Origin of the sequence: Collinsella sp. CLA-ER-H11, assembly GCF_040092445.1 — a bacterium.
Classification (GTDB): Bacteria; Actinomycetota; Coriobacteriia; order Coriobacteriales; family Coriobacteriaceae; genus Collinsella.
The window spans coordinates 1-22,030 of sequence record NZ_JBBNLN010000009.1; the positions used below are offsets into that span (position 1 = coordinate 1).

Here is a 22,030-nt window from a genome sequence, read left to right on the forward strand (position 1 = left end):
AAGCCCATAAGGAGGGCCTACGAGGCATGGGTCGAGGCCGGACTTCCGCTCGATTGGGACAGGCAGGCCTTCGAGGCCGAGCGCAAAATGGATTCTAAAAAACACCTTGCCAAATAGGAGCGTCAGACCAGAAGTGGCCCCGTTCGTAGCTCCGAAGGAGCAGAACGGGGGCACTTCATTGGTCGAGGACGTTTTCAAAACCAAGCCCGGCCCCGGCCGGACAGCCCACGAACGCTACAAGTTCTTGACACCCATCGCGCGCATGGCGTTCAGGATGGCGATGATCGCCACGCCTACGTCGCCGAACACGGCAAGCCACATGTTGGCGATGCCCAGCGCTGCCAGCACAAGGATCAGCAGCTTAACGCCCAGCGCAAAGATGATGTTCTGCCAGACGATCGTCATGGTCTTGCGTGCCACGCGGATCGCGCGGGAAATGTTGGACGGCTTGTCGTCCATGAGCACGACATCGGCGGCCTCGATCGCAGCGTCAGAACCCATAGCGCCCATGGCAATGCCCACATCGGCGCGCGTAAGCACGGGCGCATCGTTGATGCCGTCGCCCACAAAGGCGAGCTTACCCTTGCCACTTTCGGCCGCGAGCAGCGCCTCGACACGCTCGACCTTGTCGCCTGGCAGGAGCTGCGCGTGGAACTCGTCGAGCCCCAGCTGCTTTGCCACGGCGGCTGCCACTTCCTCGCGGTCGCCCGTGAGCATGACGGTGCGCTTGATGCCGGCGGCGTGCAGGTCGCGAATCGTTTGCTCGGCATCGGCCTTTATGGTGTCGGCAATTACGATATGGCCGGCGTACGTGTCATCGACAAGTACATGGAGGATCGTACCGACGACCTCGCAATTGGGGGCGTCGATACCGGCCGCAGCAAGCATCTTGGCATTGCCGACGACGACGCGCTTGCCGTCGATATTTGCCGTCACGCCATGGCCCGCGTCGTTGGTGGAGTCGCTTACGCGCTTGGGGTCGAGTTCGCCCTGGAAGGCGGTGCGCACCGACTGCGCGATGGGATGGTCGGAGAATGACTCAGCGTGGGCTGCGACCTCGAGCAGCGATTGCTCGGTATAGCCCGCCTCGGGGTGCACCGCGACGACCGAGAACGAGCCGTTGGTGAGCGTGCCGGTTTTGTCAAAGACGACGGTGTCCACATCGGCGAGCGCCTCGAGGTAGTTGGAGCCTTTGATTAGAACTCCCAGCTTGGACGCACCGCCGATACCGCCAAAGAAGCTGAGCGGGACGCTGATCACGAGCGCACACGGGCAGCTGATGACAAGGAAGGTCAGGCCGCGCAAGATCCAGTCGGACCAGGCGCCGGTGACCAGGCCGCCGCCGAGCGCGAGTACCGCGGCCGCGCCGGTGACGGCGGGCGTGTAGACGCGGGCGAAGCGCGTGATGAAGTTCTCGGTACGCGCCTTCTTTTCGCTGGCGTTTTCTACGAGCTCCAGGACGCGCGCGACGGTGGATTCGCCAAAGGGCTTGGTGGTGCGCACGTGGACGAGGCCCGTCATGTTGATGCAGCCGCTGATGATATCGTCTCCGGTTTTGGCCGGGCGGGGGACCGACTCGCCGGTAAGGGCGGCGGTATCGAGCTGTGTCTCGCCTTCGACGATGACGCCGTCGATGGGCACGCGTTCGCCAGGCTTGACGACGATGACGGTGCCGACGGCGATGTCATCGGGGAAGATCTGCTCGAGTGTGCCGTCGGGTTGCTCGACGTTGGCATAGTCGGGCGCGATGTCCATCATGGCGCTGATCGACTTGCGGCTTTTGCCCACGGCGTATGCCTGGAACAGCTCGCCAACCTGATAGAACAGCATGACGGCGGCGCCTTCGGCCATGTGCGGGTCGGTATCGGGGAAGAGCACCATGGCAAACGCGCCGATGGTCGCGACTGCCATGAGGAAGCTTTCGTCGAAGGCCTTGCCGCGGCGGATGTTATTGAACGCCTTTTGGAGCACGTCGTAGCCGGCAATTAGGAACGGCACCAGGAATAGCACGAAGCTGGCGTAGATGTCACCCGGGGTGCCGAATGCGGCGGTAAGGGTACCGAGCTCGTCGAGGGCGTACACCACGGCAAAAATGCCCAGCGCTACCAGGATGCGGTTGCGCTTATGCTCGAGTGACTCTTTCTTCTTGCGCTTCTTCTTTTTCTTCTTGGGGTCGGCGGTGGCCATGACTCGTATCCTCCCATTTGAACGTATGAACACTCGCTCATATAATTTCGCGAGCAAAGGCCGCGGCAATCGCGGCCTTGCAGGTTGGCGTAAACCTGGGCTAGAGAATGATCTCGCAGTCCGGCTCGGCGTCGGCCGTAAACTCTACAACGCGGTTGAGCACCTCGTCGAACTCGGCGTCATCGGCCTCGAGCGTCAACTTCTGGGTCATAAAGTTGACGGACACGGATTTGACGCCCTCGAGCTTGGCCAGCTCGTCCTGAAGCTCACGCGCGCAGTTGGCGCAGTCGATCTCGTCGAGTTTAAACTGCTTTTTCATGGTGGGTTCCTTTCTCTGTATTTGCGGCTTGGGTGCAGGCCGCGCTGGTACCGTGGTTGGTCGCTATTCGCAGATGTGGCTCATGCCTTGGTTGAGCATGGTGTAGACGTGGTCGTCGGCGAGCGAGTAGAGGATATTGCGCCCGTCGCGCCGGAATTTAACCAGGTGCGCCTGCTTGAGTGTGCGCAGCTGGTGCGACACCGCGGACTGCGAGGTTTCGGTCGCTTCGGCGATGTCTGCCACGCAGAGCTCGCGGCCCATGAGGGCGTAAAGGATCTTGATGCGCGTGGTGTCGCTGAAGACCTTGAACAGGTCGGCGAGGTCGTAGAGAAGCTCCTCGTCGGGAAGGTCCTCGGGCGAGCAGGTGGTGGGGATCGCGGGTTCGGTGGCCTCGATGTCGGGTTTCGTTTCATCAACGCGGATGCTCATTGCAATATCCTTTCATATGAACATGCGCTCATATAACTTGCTTTCGATTATATGAGTGTATGTTCATATGTCAATACAATTTGCGTTAATTTCGATGACTGCTTGCCGCCTCTGCGATTTTCTGTGGGTTGGGAGACATCGACGCAATGCTCGCCAACATATTTCGAGATGTTCGGCTAGCATGCTAAGAAAGCCACCTTGAGAAGCATTGGAACTGTTCATATTTGTACTTTATCGTGTCAAATACCGCGAGAATCAGTTCTTCCTCTACGGGAGTTTCTGCAGAATCAGTTTTATCTAAAGTTATATTGAGCTTTGCTGCAGCCAATCTGGCACATCGGTGGCCGAATAAGTCGAAAAATGTAGGTGGACATCCGCAGAGATCGCCTTTAGAAGAGCGAATTCTCAATTAGATCAATAATCGTGTCGTCTTCCGTGCGGTTTTCATCGATTTTTGCGAACATGTCGCATTCCCAAGCCCCATTGATTTCCTCAGCAAGGGCCCCGACGTGTTGCATGTCGTCGGGTTCGGGCACATCGTTGATGCTCGGGTCATCAGCTTGCGGATATTGGCTTGCAATTTCGCGCTTGGCGGCCTCTTCTTCTTTGAGTGTCTCCAGGACGCGGCGACCGTATTCGAAGTAGCGCCGCAAGACAAATTGACGAAGAGTTTCTTGCAGGATGGCGAAGTTATCCGGGAGTCGACCGGGCCATATCTTCTCGCGAATGCGAATCGCTTCCATGACCCGTTTAAAAGCGGACTGCTTGAAAAACGAATGACGATTAACTGTGATAACGGCATATCCCATGTTTCGCAGCGTGTTTCGGCGCTCCTCGTCAATTGATTGCTGCTCGGGTTCGTCGTGGTAAAAGCCGTTGTATTCGATATCGGTCATCGAATTTTCGAGCAGCGCGTCGAGGTAGAAAACCGTCCGTCGCGTTAGGGCGGCGTATCTTTTGGGGACTGGGATCGGATAATCCGTTTTGATAGCGCGTATGGCTAAGCCACCCATTGACTTGGGCATTGTCAGCATCATGACAAACGCCGTTTCGAGTGGGGAGCGACAGCCTTCGTGTACATAAGAAAGTGCCTTAAGTGCTTTATTAGATCCACGATACCCCGGTGCCTCTGAAAAGAAGGCTCTGAGCTCTTCAACGCTGGTTAGGGCTGGGCGCTCGCGATATTGAGTTTCGTCGGACGTTCCAAGCGCGTAGGAGCCGCAGATTTCAAAGTAATACTCAACGAGCTCCGAAAGGTTGAGGTCGGCTGTTGCTTCTAACGCGCACAGCTTGATATCGACGATGTAGACGTTCGGCTCGAGTTCTAGGTAGCTTTCTGCATCAAACGTATAGCGCGTGCAGTGGCAGATGCAGCCCTTGCGGTGCCTTTTGGCATTATTGGAAAACGTCAGCACATGGATACGTTCAGAATCGACATTCTTTCTGTTGAGCCATGCTCGTGCCGCTTCCAGGTCGGACGTGGTCGGCGCAGACACCCTGATCTTTTCCATAGGTATGGGACCGGTCGCGTAGCTTGCGAGCGAGTTGGCTGTTTGGTATACAGCGCGTGCCGTGGTATGTGACAGAATGATTCCCATACGCGCATGATGGCATAGCGGACGCCGCATACGCCCGAAACTTCGGGCAACGGTATTGGGGCGCGGCTTATCTTCTGCGAACGGTGGGTTTTTGAGCTGTCGTATTGAGGGAGCAGCTTTGGCTGGGGAGGTTTCTGCCGGCTGCCCCTTTTTGATGAACTTTAGTTGCGGATTCGTAGCTTCTAAGCGTTTTTGCCGACCGCTCAGATGCCTCACCAACATAATTTGAGTTATTCGGCCTTATCCTATACAAATGGTGCGATCGCAACGTCCTATTCGAATTGATTCAGGTAGATTTATGGGGCTTGGTTGCGAAATTAAGGCGATTTTAGCTTCGATTGCGGTTCAAGGGGCCTTGACTAGTGGTTCAGCTGGCCGAACAACTCGAAAAATGTAGGTGGGCCAACCTGCCGACTATGTGAAGCACGCGTATTTGCTCGTTTTGATGAAAACTAGGGTGCAGCCATAAGGCTGCGCCCTAGTTTACTGCGTGTCGGTGTGCCCAGACGGATTGCGCTGTGCCTGGCAGGCGCTCCCGCAGATGGATCGGTTATTTCGCGAATAGGTTCTTGAGGTTGAACTCGGCTTGGACGGTGCGGAGCATGAGGTCGGTGTCGTCCAGGCCCAGATGCTGCTCGTTGGCGTCGGCGGCGAGGGTTCCACGGCGGCGCGCCCAGTTCTCGAGCGCAGCGGGGGCGGACTCGCGGGGGAGCGAGCGCACGTCGGCGTCCAAGCTGCGGCAAATCTGGCGCGAGTCGATGACGATAATCTTACCCGCGCGGCGTGCCTCGGCGTAGCCGTCCAGGTGGATCTTGAACCAGCTGTCCTCAAAGGCGGCGTTGTGTGCCATGTACGGGTACTTCTTCATAAGCTTGAGCAGCTGCTTTTGCAGCTCTTTGTTCTCGCGGAAGGGCGTTTTGCCGTCGATGTCGTCCCAGGTGATGTGGTGGATATTCGACAGTGGCACATCCTCGCCGCGGTAGATATCGGGCAGGCCGCAGTAGTGTGCCTCGGCGTCATGCGGCACGGCGTCGCTGGTGAGATCCATGATCTCCCAGCCGACGTTGATGATGTAGCCGCGCTCGGGTGCACGGCCGGTGGTCTCGATGTCGATGCCGAGCACCGTGCCCTGGATAGGCTTGCGGGCGTACGCCACGCCGAGCGCGTCGCGGTCGCCGCGGATCTCGCGCATGACGGACGCGGCGGTGCGCTTTTGCATCTTGCCGATGGCGGCGCAGGTGTCGGCATCGGACAGACCGCGCGAAAGCGTCGCGGGCGTCACGTTGCGTAGACGCGCCTCGCCGATCTGGTCGCACAGGTCGCGGTTGCGGTCGGCCAGGTCGCGCACGGTGGCAAAGTCGAAGCCGGGGTCGCCCTCAGCGGTAAAGTACTCGGTTTCGAGCACCTTGAGGGCCTCTTCGCCCTTCTGGCGCTCGGACTCCATGGCACCGTGATCGCCATAGATAAACATGGGGATAAACGGCTGGCGCTCGTATTCGAGTGCTTGCGAAACGTTCATAGGATGCTCCTTGGACGGGCCGCGTCGCGCGGCTCGGGGTTACTGAGTTGTGGCGAGATGATAGTTTACCATGGGCAACTATTGGCACCGCGCCCGGGACAACTACAATACCCTAGTTGACCGCTAGGACTTTTACAATGCTGCCGAAAGACACGAAAGGTTCCATCCGTCATGGATTTACTGATAGATATTCTGCTCGATGCCGGCAAAGACACGCTCTCGCTGGTGCCGTTTTTGTTGGTGACGTACCTTGCGCTCGAGACGCTCGAGCATGTTGCGGGCGACCGCGTTAACGGCGCCATCAAGCGCGCTGGCGCTGCGGGCCCCGTGGTTGGCTCGTTGCTGGGCATGGTGCCGCAGTGCGGCTTTTCGGCAATGGCGGCCACGCTGTACGCCGGTCGCGTCGCGACGCTGGGTACCCTGGTGGCGGTGTTTCTCTCGACCTCCGATGAGATGCTGCCGCTGTTGCTCGCCGAGCAAGTTCCCGTGCAGACCATGGCGATGCTTCTGGCTTCGAAGGCGCTGATCGCGCTGGTCACGGGCTTTATCGTGGACGCCGCCATTCGCGGCCTGCGTCGTAACGCTCGCGCACATGCGGCGATTCGCCGTACCGTGCTGGGGACCGCTGCTAATCCGGCTCATGTGAACTGCGCGCACGACGACCACACTGGCGGTGACATCATCGACGAGGTGGCCGAGGCGGGCGTGAGCGCCGATCACATCCATGAGCTGTGCGAGCGCGACCATTGCGGTTGCGATGAAGACGAGGACGAGCACGAACACGGACATGGCCACGATCACGGTCATGAGGACGAGCATGAACACCATGATGGCCACGGTCACTCCCACTCTCACGAGGGCGCGCCCCTCCTGTCGATTATTCGCAGCGCCATCTCGCACACCGTGCAGGTATCGGTATTCATTTTTCTGGTGACGCTGATTCTGGTCGCCGTGCTCGAGACCTTCGGCGAGTCCGCGATCGAGCAGTTCCTGCGTGGCAACGAGACGCTTGCGGTCCTGGGCTCGGCACTCGTCGGCCTGATTCCCAACTGCTCGGCCAGCGTCGTCATCACGCAACTGTACCTGGAAGGCGCGCTGCAGCTGGCCCCGATGCTCGCCGGCACGCTCATCTCTGCCGGTGTGGGCTACCTGGTGCTGTTCCGCACCAACCGCAGCGCCCGCGAAAACGTCCTGTTCCTGATCATGATGTACGTCATCGGTGCGGGCTGGGGTCTTATCCTTTCTGCCTTTGGCCTCTAAGTAGATGCTTGGGGCATGCCGTAAAAACTGGGGCATGCCGTAAAATCTACCGCCATGACCTGGGCGTTGGATGCGTGTCAATCGCCAAAGCAAAAAAGCAGATTTCCGGACATATCCCAAAAATCTACCTTGGTTAGCGGAGCAGTTCGGTGAGGTTGCGCTTAAAGCGGGCGCGGTCTTCGCTGGTGAAGGCTGCCGGCCCGCGGGTGCGACCGCCAGCGCGACGCACCTTCTTTTCTTCGTGACGAATAAACAGCTGCATGTCGATGTTCGCCTTGTCGTACACGCGCCCGCGCACGCCGATGGCGGCGGCATCGCGGCCGAGCACCATGCTCGCCAGGCCAATGTCCTGCGTCACGACCACGTCGCCCGCCTGCAGACGCTCGACAATGGCAAAGTCGGCGCTATCGGCGCCCACGCTCACATCGAGCGTCGTGACCCAAAAGCCGCGTCGCGCGTGCTCGGCATCGCGCGGATCGTCGCGGCGAATGTGCCGCTCCAGGTTCTGCGTGCTGTTGCCGGCGATAACCACGGCGACGCCCGCCCGCCGCGCGCAGTCGATCGACTCACGCGTGACAGGGCAGGCGTCGGCATCAATAAACAGCGTTCGCGGCATCTAGTGCACCAGCTTGCCAAAGCGGATAGCACGAATAATCAGCGTCACGCCAAACACCAGGAGCGCGGCGCCGCTAAAGATGACGAGCATCTTTGCCGACCACAGCGGATAGATAAACACGAACATGCCAGCGATGATGGAGAGCGCGCCGCTCAGGATGGCGAGGGCGCGGTTAGACGAAAGCTCGGACTCCAGAATGGACATGACTCCTTCGACGATCCAGCCAAAGCCGGCCACGACCACCACGAGCGTGGTGAGCGTCGCGGTCGAGAAGGCCTGATTGCGCAGGATTATGACGCCGCCCAGAATGATGAGCAGGTTGGAGATGATGCTCGTCACGCGCCAGCCGGCGGGCAGCAGCGGCTCAAAAATGGCGGTGAACAGCCTAATGGCTGCCGTGATTATAAAGTAGAAGCCCAGGACGGTCGTCAGGAAGACGAGGGACTTGGCGGGCGCAAACAGCAGCGCGATGCCAGCGAGCAGCGCGATGACGCCCGTGATGGCATAGATCCAGCGCACGGCCTTGATTGCCTTGCCTGCCATGCTTTTCTCGTCAAATCCAAACAGATTCGACTGCTGGTCGTCGTTCTTAAAGATGCCCATGAGGTCTCCTTTCCGCGTGGCGTAAGCCGCGATCGTTACAACCAGTATCGCCTAAAGGCGCTGACGTATGGGTCGGGGAGGGCGAAGTGTAACCCAAAGGTCCCGATTTGTTTTCGTTGTTCCCTGTGTCGCGATTTTCTATTCAACAGATGTAGAACATTGCAGCTCTGTTCGTTATTGCCTACGTTTTAGGTTAGATTTTCCTAAGAACAATTGGCTTGTATTGGGGGTTCCTATGAACGAAGCTATTCCCGCGGCGCCGTCGAGCGCGGAGTCGATGGCAAAGCAAGGTTGCGAAAAGCTTGGCTTGGACACGTTTGATGCGCTGGTTCGTCGCGCCCGCACATGCCGCCGTTTTGATGAGTCCATGCGCGTGCCGCGCGAGTTTTTGCTCGAGCTGGCAGAGCTGGCACACTTGGCTCCCTGTGGCGCCAATGCTCAGCGCCTACGCTTTCATGTGGTGAGTGGTGCCGAGGACTGCGCGCGTGTGTTTGACGAGCTTGCATGGGCCGGCGCGCTCAAGGACTGGCCGGGCCCTGCCGAGGGCGAGCGCCCGACCGGCTACATCGCGATTCTGGCCGAGCGCACTGTTCTAGGTAAGCCCGCCGCGCCCATCACCGAGGTCGACACGGGCATTGCCGCTCAGACGATGATGCTCGCCGCTCGTAGCGCCACGCCCGAGGTGGCGGCCTGCATGTTCAAGGCCTTTACGCCCCGCGCGATCGACGCCATGGGGCTCGACGGCGACGAGTATGAGCTCAAGCTGATCATGGCGTTTGGCGTTCCGGCCGAAACGCAGGTGATCGATGCGATCGATTCCAACCCCGATGGCTCTATTAATTACTGGCGCGACGAGGCGCAGGTGCATCACGTGCCCAAGCGTCCGCTTGCCGACGTGCTGGTGTAGTTGCGCGCCATTTCGGCGCAATCCGGCGGCAAAACCACCACAAAGGTGCCTGTGCCCTTTGTGGTGGTGCGAGGGGAGGGCATGTGGCAGATTTGTATTTGGTGCGGCATGGGCAGACTGAGCTCAATGTGCAGAACATTTTGCAGGGTGGGCACGATTCGCCGCTTACGGCGCGCGGGCGCGAGCAGGCGCTGGCGACGCGCGCGGCGTTTGAGGTGTGCGGTATCTTCTTTGACCATGCGTATTCGTCTCCGTTGGGTCGGGCGCGCTACACGGCCGAGCTGATCGTTGGCGAGGACCTTCCCATAGAGCTGGTCGACGATTTGCGCGAGTGGCGCCTGGGCTCGCTGGAGGGCACATCAAATCGCGATATGCCGCCGCAACCCTGGGGTGATTATCCGGTGGCCTTTGGTGGCGAGTCTGAAGTGCAGCTCCAGTCGCGTATGGTCGCGGTGCTGTCGCGCATCATGGCCAGGCCGCAGCACGACTGCGTGCTGGCGGTTTCCCACGGCTCAGCCTGCCAGGAGTTTCTTGAGTATGTGACTGGCAGGGGAGAGCTACCCGACAACGGAGCCGTGCTTCATTTTGGCTATTGCGACGGGGCGTTTTCGCTCCTTGATTGGTAACGAACGAAAGGACCCCTATGAATAAAGATCTGTATCTGGTCCGTCATGGACAGACGATATTCAACCTCAAGCGTATCATTCAGGGGTGGAGTGACTCGCCGCTTACGCAGTTGGGTTGCGACCAGGCGGCGCGCGCCGGCATGTTTTTACGTGCGTGCGGCATTGAGCCCGATCATGCCTACACCTCCACGCTTCATCGCACCGAGCAGACTATCGCCAACCTGTGGCCGGGCTTGGCGTACGAGCGCCTGGACGGTCTGCGTGAGTGGTTCTTTGGCGACTTTGAGGCCGAGCGCGTGATGCTTATGCCCGAGCGCCCGTGGCGAGATTTCTATCGTCAGTTTGGCGGCGAGAGCCAGATGCAGGTGCGCGAGCGCATGGCGGCGACGATAACCGATCTTATGCGACGTCCGGACCACGAGTGCGTGCTCGCGGTGAGCCATGGCTCGGCTATCAAGGAGTTTTTGGACCACGTGCGGGGCGCGGCGGCAGACGAGCGCGAACGCGTGCCGGGCAACTGCTCAGTGCTGCATTTTGCGTTTGACGATACGGCCGATACGTTTGAACTTGTCGAAGTCTTTACGCAGGAGGATTACGCGCGCGAGCTGGGGCTTGAACCACTTGTGGCGGCAGCAGGCCCGCAACGGGGATAACGCGAGCGTGGCGGCACGGGTCGCTGGCATAACTTCTCGACGCAAAAGGGGCGGAGATGCATGTACCTGCTGCATCTCCGCCCCCTGTTTGTTGAGCTGCCGATTTTTGTGCTGCGCGGTCTGGTCTTGCTAGAACCGCGCGACTTGGTGCGTGAGCAGACCCGTCGGAACCTGCGGTGCGCCGCCGCTGGCCTGCGCAGCGGGGAAGAGCACGGCAACGGTAAAGTTGAACGGCTCCTTGCCGGTGTACGTTCCGGCGGAACGGGCCTCATCGGCCAGGAGCTGTGATGCCTCGACTAGTGCGGCAGCGTAGGCAGGGTCGTCGGCCAGTGCCGGCTCCGGCGCCTGGTCGAGCATGGCACGGATGGCGCCGACGGCGTCCTCGCGCTTGACCTCCCACACGCGGTGCGTAATACCCGCGGGGTCGGTGACGGCGTAGAGCGAGGCGCCCTCTTTGGCAGCGCCCAGGATGATGTCCATGACGGGCGACGCCTCGTAGGCGAGCGACACGGGGCGCGGCTGCACCTTGAGCTCGGCGATCGCGCGCGCGGCGGCGGCCACGTCGGCGCTGGCATCGCCCTTGCCGCCCGCAAGTACACTCGTCGGGCAGATCGCCACGACACCCGTCACACGTCCCGGCTCGCCCGAGCATTCGTACACGTAATACGCCGCACCCGGGTCCTTGAGCATCAGACCATCGGCAATGGCTCCGCGCAGAGCATCGTTGCCGCTCATGATGCTGTCCATTGCAGGCAGCGCCTCGAGCACGCGGTCCTGAGCCGGGCGGATGCAGGGAAACGGAAGTGCTTTCATGGGCGGTCCTAACGCACGAGTCGGTTTGTTCGCGGCTTATTATGCCCCAACCTGGCCGCTCGCGTCCCAGAGCACGTTATCGGCGAGCGCGATTAGCACCTGCTGACAACGAACGATATCGGCGTGGGGCACATATTCGTTGGGCTTGTGCGCGAGCGCGAGCGACCCGGGACCGTAGCTCATGCAATTGCGGTTACCTGTCTTGCCGGCAATGACGGCGGTGTCGGTGTAGCCGGTAAAGAAGCCGACGGTCGTGTCCGCGTCCGTCACGTCATCGGCGGCACGCTTGAGCGCTGCTAGAAGGGGAGAGTTCGGGTCGCGCTCGATGGCGGGGCGGTCGCCCGTCACGGTGTAGCTGCCATGGCAACCGGGAACGGCGGCTTCGGCGACGGCGATGGCCTGCTCTACCATGCGCGTCGCGGCGGCCGTATCGGTCGGCGGGGTCAGGCGCATGTCGACCCAGACTTTGGCGCGGTCGGGTACGACGTAGGGGCGATATCCGCCCTCGATTTGGCCAAACGTGATGGTCGAAGGCCCCAGCTCATTATGCACGGGCAGCGCCGCAAATGCGCGGCGAAGCGAGCACACGACCTCGGCCATGGCGGCGACGGCATCCGCGCCCTTCCAGGGCTGGCTCGCATGCGCTGTCACGCCAGCCATTTCAATCTCGAACCACGTACGCCCCTTGTGCGCCACTTGAATCTGTCCGTCGGTGGGCTCGGTATCCAGCACCCATTCGCGCGAACCGACCCAGCCGGCATCGATGGCTGCCTCGGAGCCTCGCATAAAGTCTTCCTCTTCGACCGAGCAGATGAGCGAAAAGCCGCGGCGGGGCAGCGCGCCATCCGTCGCCACGCGCTCGAGCGTATGGACCAGTGCGGCAATGGCGCAGGCCAGGCCACCCTTCATATCGCAGGCACCGCGGCCATAGAGCTTGCCGTCGCGCACAACCGTCCCGAGCGGCGGAATGTCCGCGTCCCAGCCATCGCCCAGCGTAACGGTATCCATATGGCAGATATAGACGAGTCGTGGCTCGTCGCTCAGTCCCGGCACGGTGACCATAAGGTTGCGGCGCCCGGGCAGCACCTCGAGTTCCTCAACCTGCACGGCATGGAGTACCGGATGGCTCAGCTGCGCCAACCGTTCCTCAACCAACGCTTTGATATAGCGCTCAATCTCGTCCTCATACGCACCCGGGTCTGAGCTGTCGATCCGCACGAGTCCTTGCGTAAGCCGCCAAGCAAAATCTGTATCAACCATAGGCACCTCACAGATAGTTAGGTCAACATACAGATTGTATGCCAAGAAGCGGCTCGGTGCATTTAATGGAGCGCTCACAAAAACGGGGCGCCTCTCGTGCGAAAGGCGCCCCGCGGGCATTCAATGTCAGTGACGGGCAGGCCACATGGGGAACTGCCTGTCAGATCAGCCGGCGCTATTTGATTACGCGCACGCGATACATCGACGGAATCTGCTTAAGCGCCTCGATCGTGCTGCTGTTCAGGTGCTCATCGGTGTCGAACATGGTGTAGGCGTTCTCGCCGGCGGACTCGTTGGTCATGCGCTGCACGTTGGCGTTGTCCTTGGCCAGGATGGCCGTGATCTGGCCGATCATGTTGGGCACGTTGGCATGCAGGCAGGCAATGCGGCTCGCGGCGCGCGCCTTGCCCATGCTGCAGGCGGGGTAGTTGACGCTGTGCGCGATGTTACCGTTCTCCAGGTAATCCTTGAGCTCGCTGATGGCCATGTCGGCGCAGTTGGCCTCGGCTTCGCCGGTGCCGGCGCCCGAGTGCGTGGTGATAAACGTATTGGGCATCTTGACGGTCTTGGGCGTGGCAAAGTCGCAGCTAAACCAGCTGAGCTTACCCTCGCGCAGGGCGGCGTCGACGGCGTCTTCGTCGATGATGGTCTCGCGCGCGTAGTTGATGAGCACGGCGTCGGGTGCCAGCAGGTTAATCTGCTCGGTGCTGATCATGCCGATGGTGTCGGCCTTGCTGGGCACGTGTACGGTGAGGTAGTCGCAGCCGCGGCAGAGATCCTCGAGCGTGCCCACACGCTGCACCTCGCGGCTCAGCACCCACGCGTGCTCGACGGAAATGAACGGGTCGTAGCCGTAAACGTCCATGCCCAGGTCGACGCAGGCGTTGGCGACCTTGGAGCCCACGTTGCCCAGGCCGATGACGCCGATGCGCTTGCCCTTGAGCTCGCGGCCCACAAAGGCCTTCTTGGCCTTCTCGGCATCGACCTGAATCTCGGGGTCGTCGGCGTTGTCGCGCACCCAGTTCATCGATTGCACCACGCCGCGGCTCGAGAGCACCAGCATGCCTAGGACGAGCTCCTTGACGGCATTGCTATTGGCGCCGGGGGAGTTAAAGACGACGACGCCCTTCTTGGCGTACTCTTCGACGGGGATGTTGTTGACGCCGGCGCCGCAGCGGGCGATGGCGCGGATTCCCTCGGGCAGCTCGTAGCCGTGCAGGTCGGTTGAGCGCATCAGAATGGCGTCGGCCTCTTCGGCGGTGCTCACAAATTCGTAGCCTTCGCCAAACTCGACTTTGCCGTCTTTGGTGATGTCGTCGATGGTCTTAATCTTGCGCATGAAAAACTCCTTAGCTGGTTTGTTTAAAACAAGTGGTTTGAAGTGGCTGATCGGCCCGCGTGCTGCGGGCTAGTTAGATCGCTGGCTCAAACCGTGCTGCGCTTCGAAGTCCTTCATGTACGTGGCCAGTGCCTGCACGTCCTCCATGGTTACGGCGTTGTAGACGCTGGCGCGCATGCCGCCGACGAGGCGATGGCCCTTGACATTTTGAATCTGGTGCTCTGCCGCGCCTGCGACAAAGGCCGCGTCGAGCTCGGCGTCGCCGGTGCGGAAGGTGACGTTGGCGATAGAGCGGCTGTCGGCCTGCGTGGTGCCATGGAACAGCTCACTTTGCTCGAGCAGGTCATAGAGCAGATTGGCCTTGGCCCAGTTGCGCTCGGCCATGGCGGCAAGTCCGCCGGTCTCCTCGACCCAGCGGAATACCTTGCCGCACACGTAGATGCCAAAGGTGTTGGGCGTGTTGAGCATGGAGCCCTTGGCGGCCTGGGTCTTAAGGTCCATGTACTGCGGCGTCTGCGCAAAGGCGGGGCCATCTGCGATGAGATCGTCGCGCACGATGACCACGGTCACGCCCGCGGCACCGGCGTTTTTTTGCGCGCCGGCGTAAATGAGCCCGTAGCGCTCAACGTTGAGCGGCTGCGACAAAAAGCAGCTCGAGACATCGGCGACCAGCGGTACGTCGCCGCAGTTGGGCAGCTCGTGGTACATGGTGCCAAAGATGGTGTTGTTCTGGCAGATGTAGACGTAGTCGAGCCCGTCGCCTGCGGCCTCGGCGGCAATGCGCGCGTTGATGTCGGCCATGGTGGGTATGCGGTCGAAATTGGTGTCCTCGGAGCTCGCGAGCAGTACGGCCTCGCCGTACTTGGCGGCCTCCTTGTATGCCTTGTTGGCAAAGTTGCCGGTCACGATGTAGCCGGCGCGGCCGCGGCGCATGAGGTTCATGGGGATGCCCGCAAACTGCAGCGTGGCGCCGCCCTGCAAAAACAGGACGCGGTAGTTGTCGGGGATGCTTAGCAGGCGACGCAGAGTTGCCTCGGCGTCGTCGATGACCTGCTGGTACATGCTAGATCGATGACTCATCTCGAGCACGGACATGCCGCAGCCGCGGTAGTCCATCATCTCGTCGGCGATCTCGGCGAGCACGCTTGTAGGCAGCGCGGCCGGGCCAGCTGAGAAGTTGTGCACACGTGCCATCTTCTAGTTCCCCCTTGTAGTCGTTTGGACGTTCGGGATACTTTAGCACAGTGGAGCGCCAGGCGCGACCGCATCACAGCAAAACCCGAGTGCGCCGCTATGATTTACAGGATGGTTACATGGGGGAGGGGTGCTTTACTCCTCAGGCAAATCCAAATCTGCGAGCGAAGGCATGAGGTTCTCTAGGCGCTTGATCTCTTCGCCGCAAATTAGCTACCTCCTGGTCACTACGACGCCAGCGTGGCGATGACGGCTTCGTCGCCGGCGTATATTAGGGTGTTGCCGTCGGGGATGATCGTCTGGCCGTCGCGTTTGAGCATCACGACGATAAAGGGATGCTTGCCTTGCGGCACATCGCGAAGACGCTGGCCGGCCAGGCGACCGTGGGGCGTCACAGTGACCTCGCGCAGCGTAACTTCGGCACGCTCTTCGAACGTCGGGGCGGCCATCACCAGCAGATCGCCTTCCTCGATGACGGTATCGCCGTTGGGCAGCACCGGGTGCGCGCCGTCGCGCAGCACCAAGACCACCAGCATGTTCGTTGCGCTACCAATATCGGCGAGCGAGCGTCCGGCAAACGGATGGCCCGCGCCCACCTTGAGCTTTACAAACGACATGCCGTCCTCGTCGCGGTAGTCGTTAAAGGTACGGCGTACGTCGCCGGTCGCATCGATCATATCGAGCTTCTTCGCCACCGCTGGCAGCAGCGAGCCCTGCACCACGATGCTCGACACGGCAATCACAAACACCAGGTCAAATAGGTCGTGTCCGCCGGGAACGCCGGCCACCACGGCAAAGAGACTAAAGACGACCGAAGCTGCTCCGCGCAAGCCCGCCCAGCTTACGAGCGCGACCTGGCGGGGGCTCGTCTTAAAGGGCGCTAGGAGCACGCAGGCGGCGATGGGGCGGCCCACAAAGAGCATAAACGCCATGAGCGCCAGGCCCGGCAGCAGCATCTGCGGCAGGCGTGCGGGCGTTACTAGCAGGCCGAGCAAGAAGAAGATCGTCATCTCGGCCATCTCGGTGAGGGTATCGAAGAAGTGCGCCATCTCGACCTTGCCGGTGATGTCGCTCGCACCCAGCACAATGCCGGCCAGGTACACGGCCAAAAATCCGTTGCCGCCCAGGTAGCTCGGCAGCGCGTAGGCGACGATGGCCACGGCGAACAAAAAGATGGTCTGCGCACCTTCGGCCGTTGCATGTGCGCGTTCAATCAGGCGGCCCGCCGCCCAGCCGAGGGCAAGGCCCAGGCCCGCGCCCAGGATAATCTGCTTGGCCAGCAGTGCGGGAATGTTGATGTCGCCGCCGGCCGCGAGTGTGGCGAGCACGGCGGTGAGCATGTAGGCGACGGGGTCGTTGGAGCCCGATTCGACCTCGAGCAGCGAGTCGGTGCCGCCCCTCAGCGAAAGGCTGTGCTCGCGCAGAACGCTAAAGACGCTGGCCGCGTCGGTGGACGCCACGACCGATCCCAACAGCAGGCCGCCGATCCAGTCGAAGCCCAGCACAAAGTGGGCGAACACGCCGGTGATGCCTGCGGTGATGACGACGCCGAGCGTGCTCAGCAGCACCGCCGGCGCGGCGACGGGCTTGGCGCGGTCGATATTGGTGTTAAAGCCGCCGTAGAACATGATGAACAGCAGCGCCGTGCTGCAGACGGTTTCGGTGAGTGCGTAGTCGCTAAAGTCGATATGCGTCGGGCCGTTGACGCCCAACAGCATGCCCAGCGCGATAAAGATGAGCAGGGTGGGGAAGGGGAGCTTTTTGCCGACGGGTTTGATGGTCAGGCACAGAATAATGACGAGGCCGATAAAGAGAAGAATCTGGTTCATAGGGAGTGTCCGCTCCTGGGTGGTTGGCGTGGCACGGTCAGTTGTCTGCGGTTATTTGTACCCAAAGATGGTGGGTTTATGGGGTTGGATTGCGGGCATGCGCGATATCGTCATAGACGGCTGCCGTCTTTGCCTCTGCTCGGAAACCCTTTCCAGCTTTATTGCAACGGAGTACAATGGGTAACGTTTAAGTTCAACTTGAAGTTTTAGTTGCGGCACCGGGCTTCGGCCGCAATGCAAGGAGAGGCGTACCATGGCGATCTATGTGACATCTGATGCTCACGGGCACGTGCGTGCGCTTGACGAGGCCCTGTCTAAGATCTCGTTGACGTCCGACGACGCGCTGTACGTGCTGGGCGACATGATCGATCGCGGGCCCGATCCGGTCGGCGTTATTAAGCTCGTGCGCTCGCTGCCCAACGCCCACGTGCTCAAGGGTAATCACGAGCAGATCATGCTCGATGCCATCATTGGCCAGGATCCGCTCGATGCCGAGACCTGGGATATCAACGGTGGCTGGACGACGCGCGAGCAGCTCAACGACATAGAATTTGAGGCATACGAGGAGCTCGTGCGATGGATGGCCGCGCTGCCGCTCTACGCGGTGACCGAGACCGAGGAGCGCCCGTATCTGCTGGTGCATGCTGGAATCGAGATGAAGGCGGCGCGCGCGTTTTTGCTTGAGCATGGCGTCGATTGTGCCGATGGCGTTGGAGCGGTGGGTGCCGATCGCGAGCTGCTGCAGCAGATGCTCGCGGTGCAGTCGTCCGATGACCTGCTGTGGATTCGTCATGGCTATTGGGATGCGTCGACCGGGCTGCTTTCTGCCGAGGGCAAGGGCCCGGTCGTGGTGAGCGGTCACACGCCCACGGTATCGCTTGGGCGCTATTGCGAGGTCGGTGGTCTGGCGGGGCTCGATGAGGAATCGGGACGCGGGCAGATCGTGCGCTTGGGCGGCGAGGACACTGCTGGTGTGCCCGATCGCATCGACATCGACTGCGCCGCCGCCACCGGCTCCGAGTTCGGCCGCGTGGGCATCCTGCGCCTGGACGACGGGGCGGAGTTCTACGCGAACATCAACCCGGGCGAATAATCGGTGCAAGTGGTAGCTAATTTGGGACGGGACTTTTTTGACTACTTTTGCCCTTCTGCCCGCTAATTGACTTCTCTCGGACGGGGATTAAATAATCATTTGGCTACCCGCTGGCTAAGTGAGTAGACTTTTTTGGAAATGCCGAGCACCCAACATATTTGCCTCAATAAAACCGCAGGTCACAGACTAGTGCTCTGTCGGTGTGGTCGGGGATTCGGTAAAAATCTACTCACTTAGTTTTACGTGATGCATATTGTCTTCAACGAGACCCCAGCCGGGGCGATTCCATCGCAAATTCCGGTGACCGGGGCAGCTAATTAGGCGCCGTACGGATTCCGGTCCCTCTCTATGCGTTGGCGGATGCGGCGGTACTCGATAATCAGCAGCACCAGGAGTAGGGCCATGATGGCTAGGTAGCTCACCACAGCGCCCATCAGACCCAGCAGCTTAATCAGGATCACCGGCAGCACCACGCTTACGGCGAAGCAGATCAGGTAGATCTTGGTGACGTCGCCAGCGTGGCGCAATACCGTGATGATGGCGTAGATAAAATCGATGGCCGCGGTGACGCCGCCGGCGACGACCATCAGCAGCGCCAGCGTACGGTAGCGTTCAAAGCTGAGACCGTACATAAAGCTCATGAGGGGAATACCGGGACCTGCCATAAATGCGGCGCACACGCCGGTGATGACCACGATCAGCGCCATAACGGCAACAATAATCAGGTCAAAGCGACGACGCTTGCGAGGATTAGCCCAAATGCTCGACAAGCGCAGGAGCTGCGGTTTATAGACAAATCCAATGCTCAACAGAATAGCCTGAGCTGGAAAAAACAGGGCATTAAAGTACAACTGGTATTTGTAGGCCAGTGTTCCTTCCATCACAAACTTGGGCATGCTCTCGATAAGATTGAACAGGAATAGCGCGCCAAAGAGTGGGGCGCACTGGACAAACAGGTGGCCGACCTCGCGCAGGCTTACGCGGCGCGATTTTTCGGTCTCGAGCAGGGCGAGCGGCGCGGTGACCAGCACGAGCGAGGCGATCGCGGCGATGCCCATGGCCATGGCCGCGATGGGCATGCTGCGCGTGAGGAACAGCGCCACGCTGAAGACCGCGATGACGCCGACGGAGCGTAGCGTTTGGCTCATGCCAGCCAGGTAGAGCTTGTCGGCCTGCTGCAGGCGGCCTTCGTACACGTCGGCGACGCCGTCGATGACCTTATACAGGTAGACGCCCAGGCCGATCGTCGCCATCTGCGTGTCATAGCCGCGGGCGCTGCTGTACATGAGGCCGCAGCCTAGGGCGAGCGCTCCGCAAAGCCAGCGGTTGAGCTGGTAGGAGGCAAAGGACGTCTTTTCGTCGATGTCCGAGACCTGGAAATTGCGCACGCCGTAGTTGCACGCGATCATGATGAGCGTGCCGGTGACAAAGGCGATGGAGAACTTGCCGGCCTCCTCGGCGCCCACGAGCTGCGTCGACACAATGGTGAGCAGCGGAAACGCCATGCCCCATACGGCGGTGCCCAGGGTGTTCCAAAGATAGTCGCGACTGGTGGCGTGCTCCTCGTATTCCGCTTCCTGCATGGAGAAGCCGCCGCCGTAGACGGCGCCGAGCAGACGGTTCCACCAAGCGTTGACCATGCGGCGGACGGGGCCGGGCTTGCGATCGCGTTCGCGCCGGCGACGTGTGGCTTGGCTGCTATCGGGCCCGCCGGCGTTGCGCTGACTCAGCTCTTGGATGCGTGCGAGTTCCTCGGCAGTGTGCGAGGCAGGGAAGAGGCCGTTCTCGATGCGGCCGCCCTGGGCCTTCGCGGCGCCGTCTCTCGATGCAGCGGGGTTGGAGACGCCGTTGCGGCGGGCGATGGCGCGGCGAATGCTATCGAGGGGCGTGATGCTCAAAGCGGAGTCCTTTCTATTGCTGCGCTTTAGTATAGACGCGACGGTGTTCGTTCGTGTTTTTGAACGGATTGTTCAATAATTTCGGCGGGCGGCTGTAATTTGTCGGTAAACGTGCGGTATCCTGTTGAAGTTTTGTGACACCCCCGATGCCGCCCACGCGGTACCAAGAAGCTTCTACCTATGGACGTCGCCGCATTCTTACTGGCTCTTGTGCCGATTATTTGGCTGGTCGTGATGCTGCTGTGCTTTAAATGGCCAGCTTGGAAGGCCGCTATCGGATCGTTTGTCCTTTCGTGCTTGCTTGCCTTCGCATGGTGGCACCTGCCGGCAGCGCAGATCGCGACCGCCTCGCTCGAAGGTTTTTTGATGGCTCTGTGGCCCATCGTCCTGGTGATCATCGCCGCGGTGTTCACGTATAACCTGTGCGTTCGTACGGGCGCCATGGACGTGATCGGCAGCATGATCACCTCCATCAGCAGCGACCGCCGTCTGCTGGCGCTGCTCGTGGCTTGGTGCTTCGGTGGCTTTATGGAGGGCATGGCCGGCTTCGGTACCGCTGTCGCCATTCCCGCCGGCATGCTCGCGGGCCTGGGCTTTGAGGCCGTGCCTGCCGTGCTCATCTGCCTGCTGGCCAACGGCGTGCCCACGCCCTACGGCTCCATCGGCATCCCCACGGTGTCCGTTGCCGACCTGGTGGGTTTGGATTCCCTTCACCTAGCGACCGTTCAGCTGGTGCAGCTCGCACCGTTCTTTGTGGTGATGCCGCTATTTATTGTGCTGGTTGCGGGCCGTGTTGCCGATGACCAGGGCAATGCCGCGAGTGTGGGCGAGCGTCTGCACGGTGTTGCCGGCGTGGCGTTGCTCTCCGGCGTGTCGTTTGTCGGCGCGGCTCTGGTCGTTGCCATGTTTGTGGGCCCCGAGCTGGCCGTGGTCGTAGGATCCATCGTTTCGCTCGCGCTGACAGCTGCGCTTGCCATGCGTGCCGAGAAGTCGGGGCATCTGGACGCACGCTTCCATATGAATATCGAGGCCGGCGAACAGCTCACCGTTAAATCGGCGCTTTCGGCCTGGTCGTGCTTCATTCTGATTTTTGTACTGCTGCTGGGTACGTCCAACCTGGTGCCCGCCGTGCATGCCGCGCTTGCGCCCTTTGCAAGCCACGTGCAGGTGTATTGCGGCGAGAACCCCGGTACGCTTACGTTTTCGTGGATTAACACGCCGGGTGTTTGGATCTTCCTGGCCGCGTTTGTCGGCGGTGCCATTCAGGGTGCTTCGCCACGCATGATGGGCGAGGTGCTGGCCGCGACTGTGAAGCAGATGATGCCGACGGTGATCACGATGCTTTCGGTGCTGGGCTGTGCCAAGGTGATGGGCTATGCGGGCATGATCTCTTCGATCAGCGCGTTCTGCATCGCCGTCGCCGGCGGTCTCTACCCGATTCTGGCTCCGTGGATCGGTGCGGTTGGTGCGTTTGTGACCGGCTCGGGCACGTCCTCGGGCATGCTGTTTGGCCCCATTCAGAGCCAGGCTGCCACTGCGCTGGGTGTGAGCGACTACTGGATGGTCGCGTTGAACGCCCTGGGCGTCGCCGCCGGTAAGATGATCTCGCCGCAGACCCTCGCCATTGGTCTTGCCGCCGTGCTCGTGCGCGGTAAGGATGCCGAACTCCTGGGCGCCGTCCTGCCCTACGCCGCCGGCATGCTGGTCCTGATGAGCGCCATAGCCATGCTCGGCCAAGGCCTGCCGCTGTAGTCGGCACTTAGGGACGTTCCTTATGTGCCGGCACTCTGGGAACGTCCCTAAGTGCCGGCATCCGGGGACACTCCTTGAATGTTGTCTGTTCAAGAGTGTCCCCAATGACTAGTCGTTTAAAAGCGTCCCCAATGA

The 22,030-nt window shown here is 60.8% G+C and carries 19 protein-coding genes; 6 read left to right on the forward strand and 13 right to left on the reverse strand.

From position 1 onward, the window contains the following. Window positions 1–234 precede the first annotated feature (234 nt). The 5 genes from AAAX35_RS07265 to AAAX35_RS07285 form a co-directional block, all read right to left on the reverse strand. Entirely contained in the window at window positions 235–2,187 is a 1,953-nt protein-coding gene (locus AAAX35_RS07265; RefSeq protein ID WP_349117202.1) for a heavy metal translocating P-type ATPase, read from the reverse strand. Window positions 2,188–2,287: 100 nt separating this feature from the next. Next, window positions 2,288–2,506, reverse strand: coding sequence for a heavy metal-associated domain-containing protein (locus tag AAAX35_RS07270; RefSeq protein ID WP_035137286.1), 219 nt, complete (start codon window positions 2,504–2,506; stop codon window positions 2,288–2,290). A gap of 63 nt (window positions 2,507–2,569) precedes the next feature. Beyond that, window positions 2,570–2,935, reverse strand: coding sequence for a metalloregulator ArsR/SmtB family transcription factor (locus AAAX35_RS07275; RefSeq protein WP_349117203.1), 366 nt, complete (start codon window positions 2,933–2,935; stop codon window positions 2,570–2,572). Window positions 2,936–3,324: 389 nt separating this feature from the next. After that, the gene (locus AAAX35_RS07280) at window positions 3,325–4,446 is read right to left on the reverse strand and encodes a hypothetical protein (RefSeq protein WP_147330606.1); all 1,122 of its coding nucleotides are present in this window, start codon (window positions 4,444–4,446) and stop codon (window positions 3,325–3,327) included. A 637-nt stretch (window positions 4,447–5,083) separates the two neighbouring features. Beyond that, window positions 5,084–6,052 (reverse strand): 3'-5' exonuclease, encoded by a 969-nt coding sequence (locus AAAX35_RS07285; RefSeq protein ID WP_349117204.1) that lies wholly within the window; start codon window positions 6,050–6,052, stop codon window positions 5,084–5,086. Between the two features lie 171 nt (window positions 6,053–6,223). Here AAAX35_RS07285 and AAAX35_RS07290 point away from each other — a divergent pair, with 171 nt between their 5' ends. After that, window positions 6,224–7,312, forward strand: coding sequence for a putative manganese transporter (locus tag AAAX35_RS07290; RefSeq protein ID WP_349117205.1), 1,089 nt, complete (start codon window positions 6,224–6,226; stop codon window positions 7,310–7,312). 133 nt (window positions 7,313–7,445) lie between these two features. On the opposite strand, the gene AAAX35_RS07295 is transcribed toward AAAX35_RS07290, so the two are convergent. Both AAAX35_RS07295 and AAAX35_RS07300 read right to left on the reverse strand, forming a co-directional pair. Beyond that, a complete protein-coding gene (locus tag AAAX35_RS07295) occupies window positions 7,446–7,928 on the reverse strand; it encodes a DUF188 domain-containing protein (protein WP_349117206.1) in 483 nt (160 codons plus the stop codon). Further along, entirely contained in the window at window positions 7,929–8,531 is a 603-nt protein-coding gene (locus AAAX35_RS07300) for a DUF308 domain-containing protein (RefSeq protein ID WP_349117207.1), read from the reverse strand. Window positions 8,532–8,766: 235 nt separating this feature from the next. On the opposite strand from AAAX35_RS07300, the gene AAAX35_RS07305 reads away from it, so the two are divergent. The 3 genes from AAAX35_RS07305 (at window position 8,767) to AAAX35_RS07315 (ending at window position 10,717) form a co-directional block, all read left to right on the forward strand. Then, window positions 8,767–9,438, forward strand: a complete 672-nt coding sequence (locus AAAX35_RS07305; RefSeq protein ID WP_349117208.1) for a nitroreductase family protein — start codon at window positions 8,767–8,769, stop codon at window positions 9,436–9,438. An 83-nt stretch (window positions 9,439–9,521) separates the two neighbouring features. Continuing rightward, a complete protein-coding gene (locus tag AAAX35_RS07310) occupies window positions 9,522–10,064 on the forward strand; it encodes a histidine phosphatase family protein (protein WP_349117209.1) in 543 nt (180 codons plus the stop codon). Window positions 10,065–10,081: 17 nt separating this feature from the next. Then, window positions 10,082–10,717 carry a histidine phosphatase family protein gene (locus AAAX35_RS07315; RefSeq protein WP_349117210.1) on the forward strand — a complete coding sequence of 212 codons (636 nt, stop codon included), beginning with the start codon at window positions 10,082–10,084 and terminating at the stop codon, window positions 10,715–10,717. A gap of 129 nt (window positions 10,718–10,846) precedes the next feature. On the opposite strand, the gene AAAX35_RS07320 is transcribed toward AAAX35_RS07315, so the two are convergent. The 5 genes from AAAX35_RS07320 to AAAX35_RS07340 all read right to left on the reverse strand — a co-directional run bounded on the left by AAAX35_RS07320 (window position 10,847) and on the right by AAAX35_RS07340 (window position 17,152). After that, window positions 10,847–11,530 (reverse strand): DUF1015 family protein, encoded by a 684-nt coding sequence (locus AAAX35_RS07320; protein WP_349117211.1) that lies wholly within the window; start codon window positions 11,528–11,530, stop codon window positions 10,847–10,849. Between the two features lie 39 nt (window positions 11,531–11,569). Beyond that, window positions 11,570–12,790: a M20 family metallopeptidase gene (locus tag AAAX35_RS07325; RefSeq protein ID WP_349117212.1), complete on the reverse strand. Its 1,221-nt coding sequence runs from the start codon at window positions 12,788–12,790 to the stop codon at window positions 11,570–11,572. A 175-nt stretch (window positions 12,791–12,965) separates the two neighbouring features. Continuing rightward, window positions 12,966–14,129, reverse strand: coding sequence for a phosphoglycerate dehydrogenase (locus AAAX35_RS07330; RefSeq protein ID WP_117639695.1), 1,164 nt, complete (start codon window positions 14,127–14,129; stop codon window positions 12,966–12,968). A gap of 69 nt (window positions 14,130–14,198) precedes the next feature. Next, window positions 14,199–15,323 carry a 3-phosphoserine/phosphohydroxythreonine transaminase gene (serC, locus tag AAAX35_RS07335; RefSeq protein ID WP_349117213.1) on the reverse strand — a complete coding sequence of 375 codons (1,125 nt, stop codon included), beginning with the start codon at window positions 15,321–15,323 and terminating at the stop codon, window positions 14,199–14,201. 227 nt (window positions 15,324–15,550) lie between these two features. Beyond that, window positions 15,551–17,152 carry a potassium/proton antiporter gene (locus AAAX35_RS07340; protein ID WP_349117214.1) on the reverse strand — a complete coding sequence of 534 codons (1,602 nt, stop codon included), beginning with the start codon at window positions 17,150–17,152 and terminating at the stop codon, window positions 15,551–15,553. 253 nt (window positions 17,153–17,405) lie between these two features. Between AAAX35_RS07340 and AAAX35_RS07345 the strand changes: the two genes are divergently transcribed. Beyond that, entirely contained in the window at window positions 17,406–18,245 is an 840-nt protein-coding gene (locus tag AAAX35_RS07345; protein ID WP_349117215.1) for a metallophosphoesterase, read from the forward strand. Between the two features lie 317 nt (window positions 18,246–18,562). Here the strand turns inward: AAAX35_RS07345 and AAAX35_RS07350 are convergent, their stop codons facing one another. Beyond that, window positions 18,563–20,143, reverse strand: coding sequence for a lipopolysaccharide biosynthesis protein (locus AAAX35_RS07350; protein ID WP_349117216.1), 1,581 nt, complete (start codon window positions 20,141–20,143; stop codon window positions 18,563–18,565). A 180-nt stretch (window positions 20,144–20,323) separates the two neighbouring features. On the opposite strand from AAAX35_RS07350, the gene AAAX35_RS07355 reads away from it, so the two are divergent. After that, entirely contained in the window at window positions 20,324–21,895 is a 1,572-nt protein-coding gene (locus AAAX35_RS07355; protein WP_346978790.1) for an L-lactate permease, read from the forward strand. The last annotated feature ends 135 nt before the right edge of the window (window positions 21,896–22,030 follow it).

What these genes read in the sequence shown, in the direction of transcription:
- AAAX35_RS07265 (WP_349117202.1), bottom strand. Translation starts at nt 2,187, where the DNA reads ATGGCCACCGCCGACCCCAAGAAGAAAAAGAAGAAGCGCAAGAAGAAA.
- AAAX35_RS07270 (WP_035137286.1), bottom strand. Translation starts at nt 2,506, where the DNA reads ATGAAAAAGCAGTTTAAACTCGACGAGATCGACTGCGCCAACTGCGCG.
- AAAX35_RS07275 (WP_349117203.1), bottom strand. Translation starts at nt 2,935, where the DNA reads ATGAGCATCCGCGTTGATGAAACGAAACCCGACATCGAGGCCACCGAA.
- AAAX35_RS07280 (WP_147330606.1), bottom strand. Translation starts at nt 4,446, where the DNA reads ATGGAAAAGATCAGGGTGTCTGCGCCGACCACGTCCGACCTGGAAGCG.
- AAAX35_RS07285 (WP_349117204.1), bottom strand. Translation starts at nt 6,052, where the DNA reads ATGAACGTTTCGCAAGCACTCGAATACGAGCGCCAGCCGTTTATCCCC.
- AAAX35_RS07290 (WP_349117205.1), top strand. Translation starts at nt 6,224, where the DNA reads ATGGATTTACTGATAGATATTCTGCTCGATGCCGGCAAAGACACGCTC.
- AAAX35_RS07295 (WP_349117206.1), bottom strand. Translation starts at nt 7,928, where the DNA reads ATGCCGCGAACGCTGTTTATTGATGCCGACGCCTGCCCTGTCACGCGT.
- AAAX35_RS07300 (WP_349117207.1), bottom strand. Translation starts at nt 8,531, where the DNA reads ATGGGCATCTTTAAGAACGACGACCAGCAGTCGAATCTGTTTGGATTT.
- AAAX35_RS07305 (WP_349117208.1), top strand. Translation starts at nt 8,767, where the DNA reads ATGAACGAAGCTATTCCCGCGGCGCCGTCGAGCGCGGAGTCGATGGCA.
- AAAX35_RS07315 (WP_349117210.1), top strand. Translation starts at nt 10,082, where the DNA reads ATGAATAAAGATCTGTATCTGGTCCGTCATGGACAGACGATATTCAAC.
- AAAX35_RS07320 (WP_349117211.1), bottom strand. Translation starts at nt 11,530, where the DNA reads ATGAAAGCACTTCCGTTTCCCTGCATCCGCCCGGCTCAGGACCGCGTG.
- AAAX35_RS07325 (WP_349117212.1), bottom strand. Translation starts at nt 12,790, where the DNA reads ATGGTTGATACAGATTTTGCTTGGCGGCTTACGCAAGGACTCGTGCGG.
- AAAX35_RS07330 (WP_117639695.1), bottom strand. Translation starts at nt 14,129, where the DNA reads ATGCGCAAGATTAAGACCATCGACGACATCACCAAAGACGGCAAAGTC.
- serC (WP_349117213.1), bottom strand. Translation starts at nt 15,323, where the DNA reads ATGGCACGTGTGCACAACTTCTCAGCTGGCCCGGCCGCGCTGCCTACA.
- AAAX35_RS07340 (WP_349117214.1), bottom strand. Translation starts at nt 17,152, where the DNA reads ATGAACCAGATTCTTCTCTTTATCGGCCTCGTCATTATTCTGTGCCTG.
- AAAX35_RS07345 (WP_349117215.1), top strand. Translation starts at nt 17,406, where the DNA reads ATGGCGATCTATGTGACATCTGATGCTCACGGGCACGTGCGTGCGCTT.
- AAAX35_RS07355 (WP_346978790.1), top strand. Translation starts at nt 20,324, where the DNA reads ATGGACGTCGCCGCATTCTTACTGGCTCTTGTGCCGATTATTTGGCTG.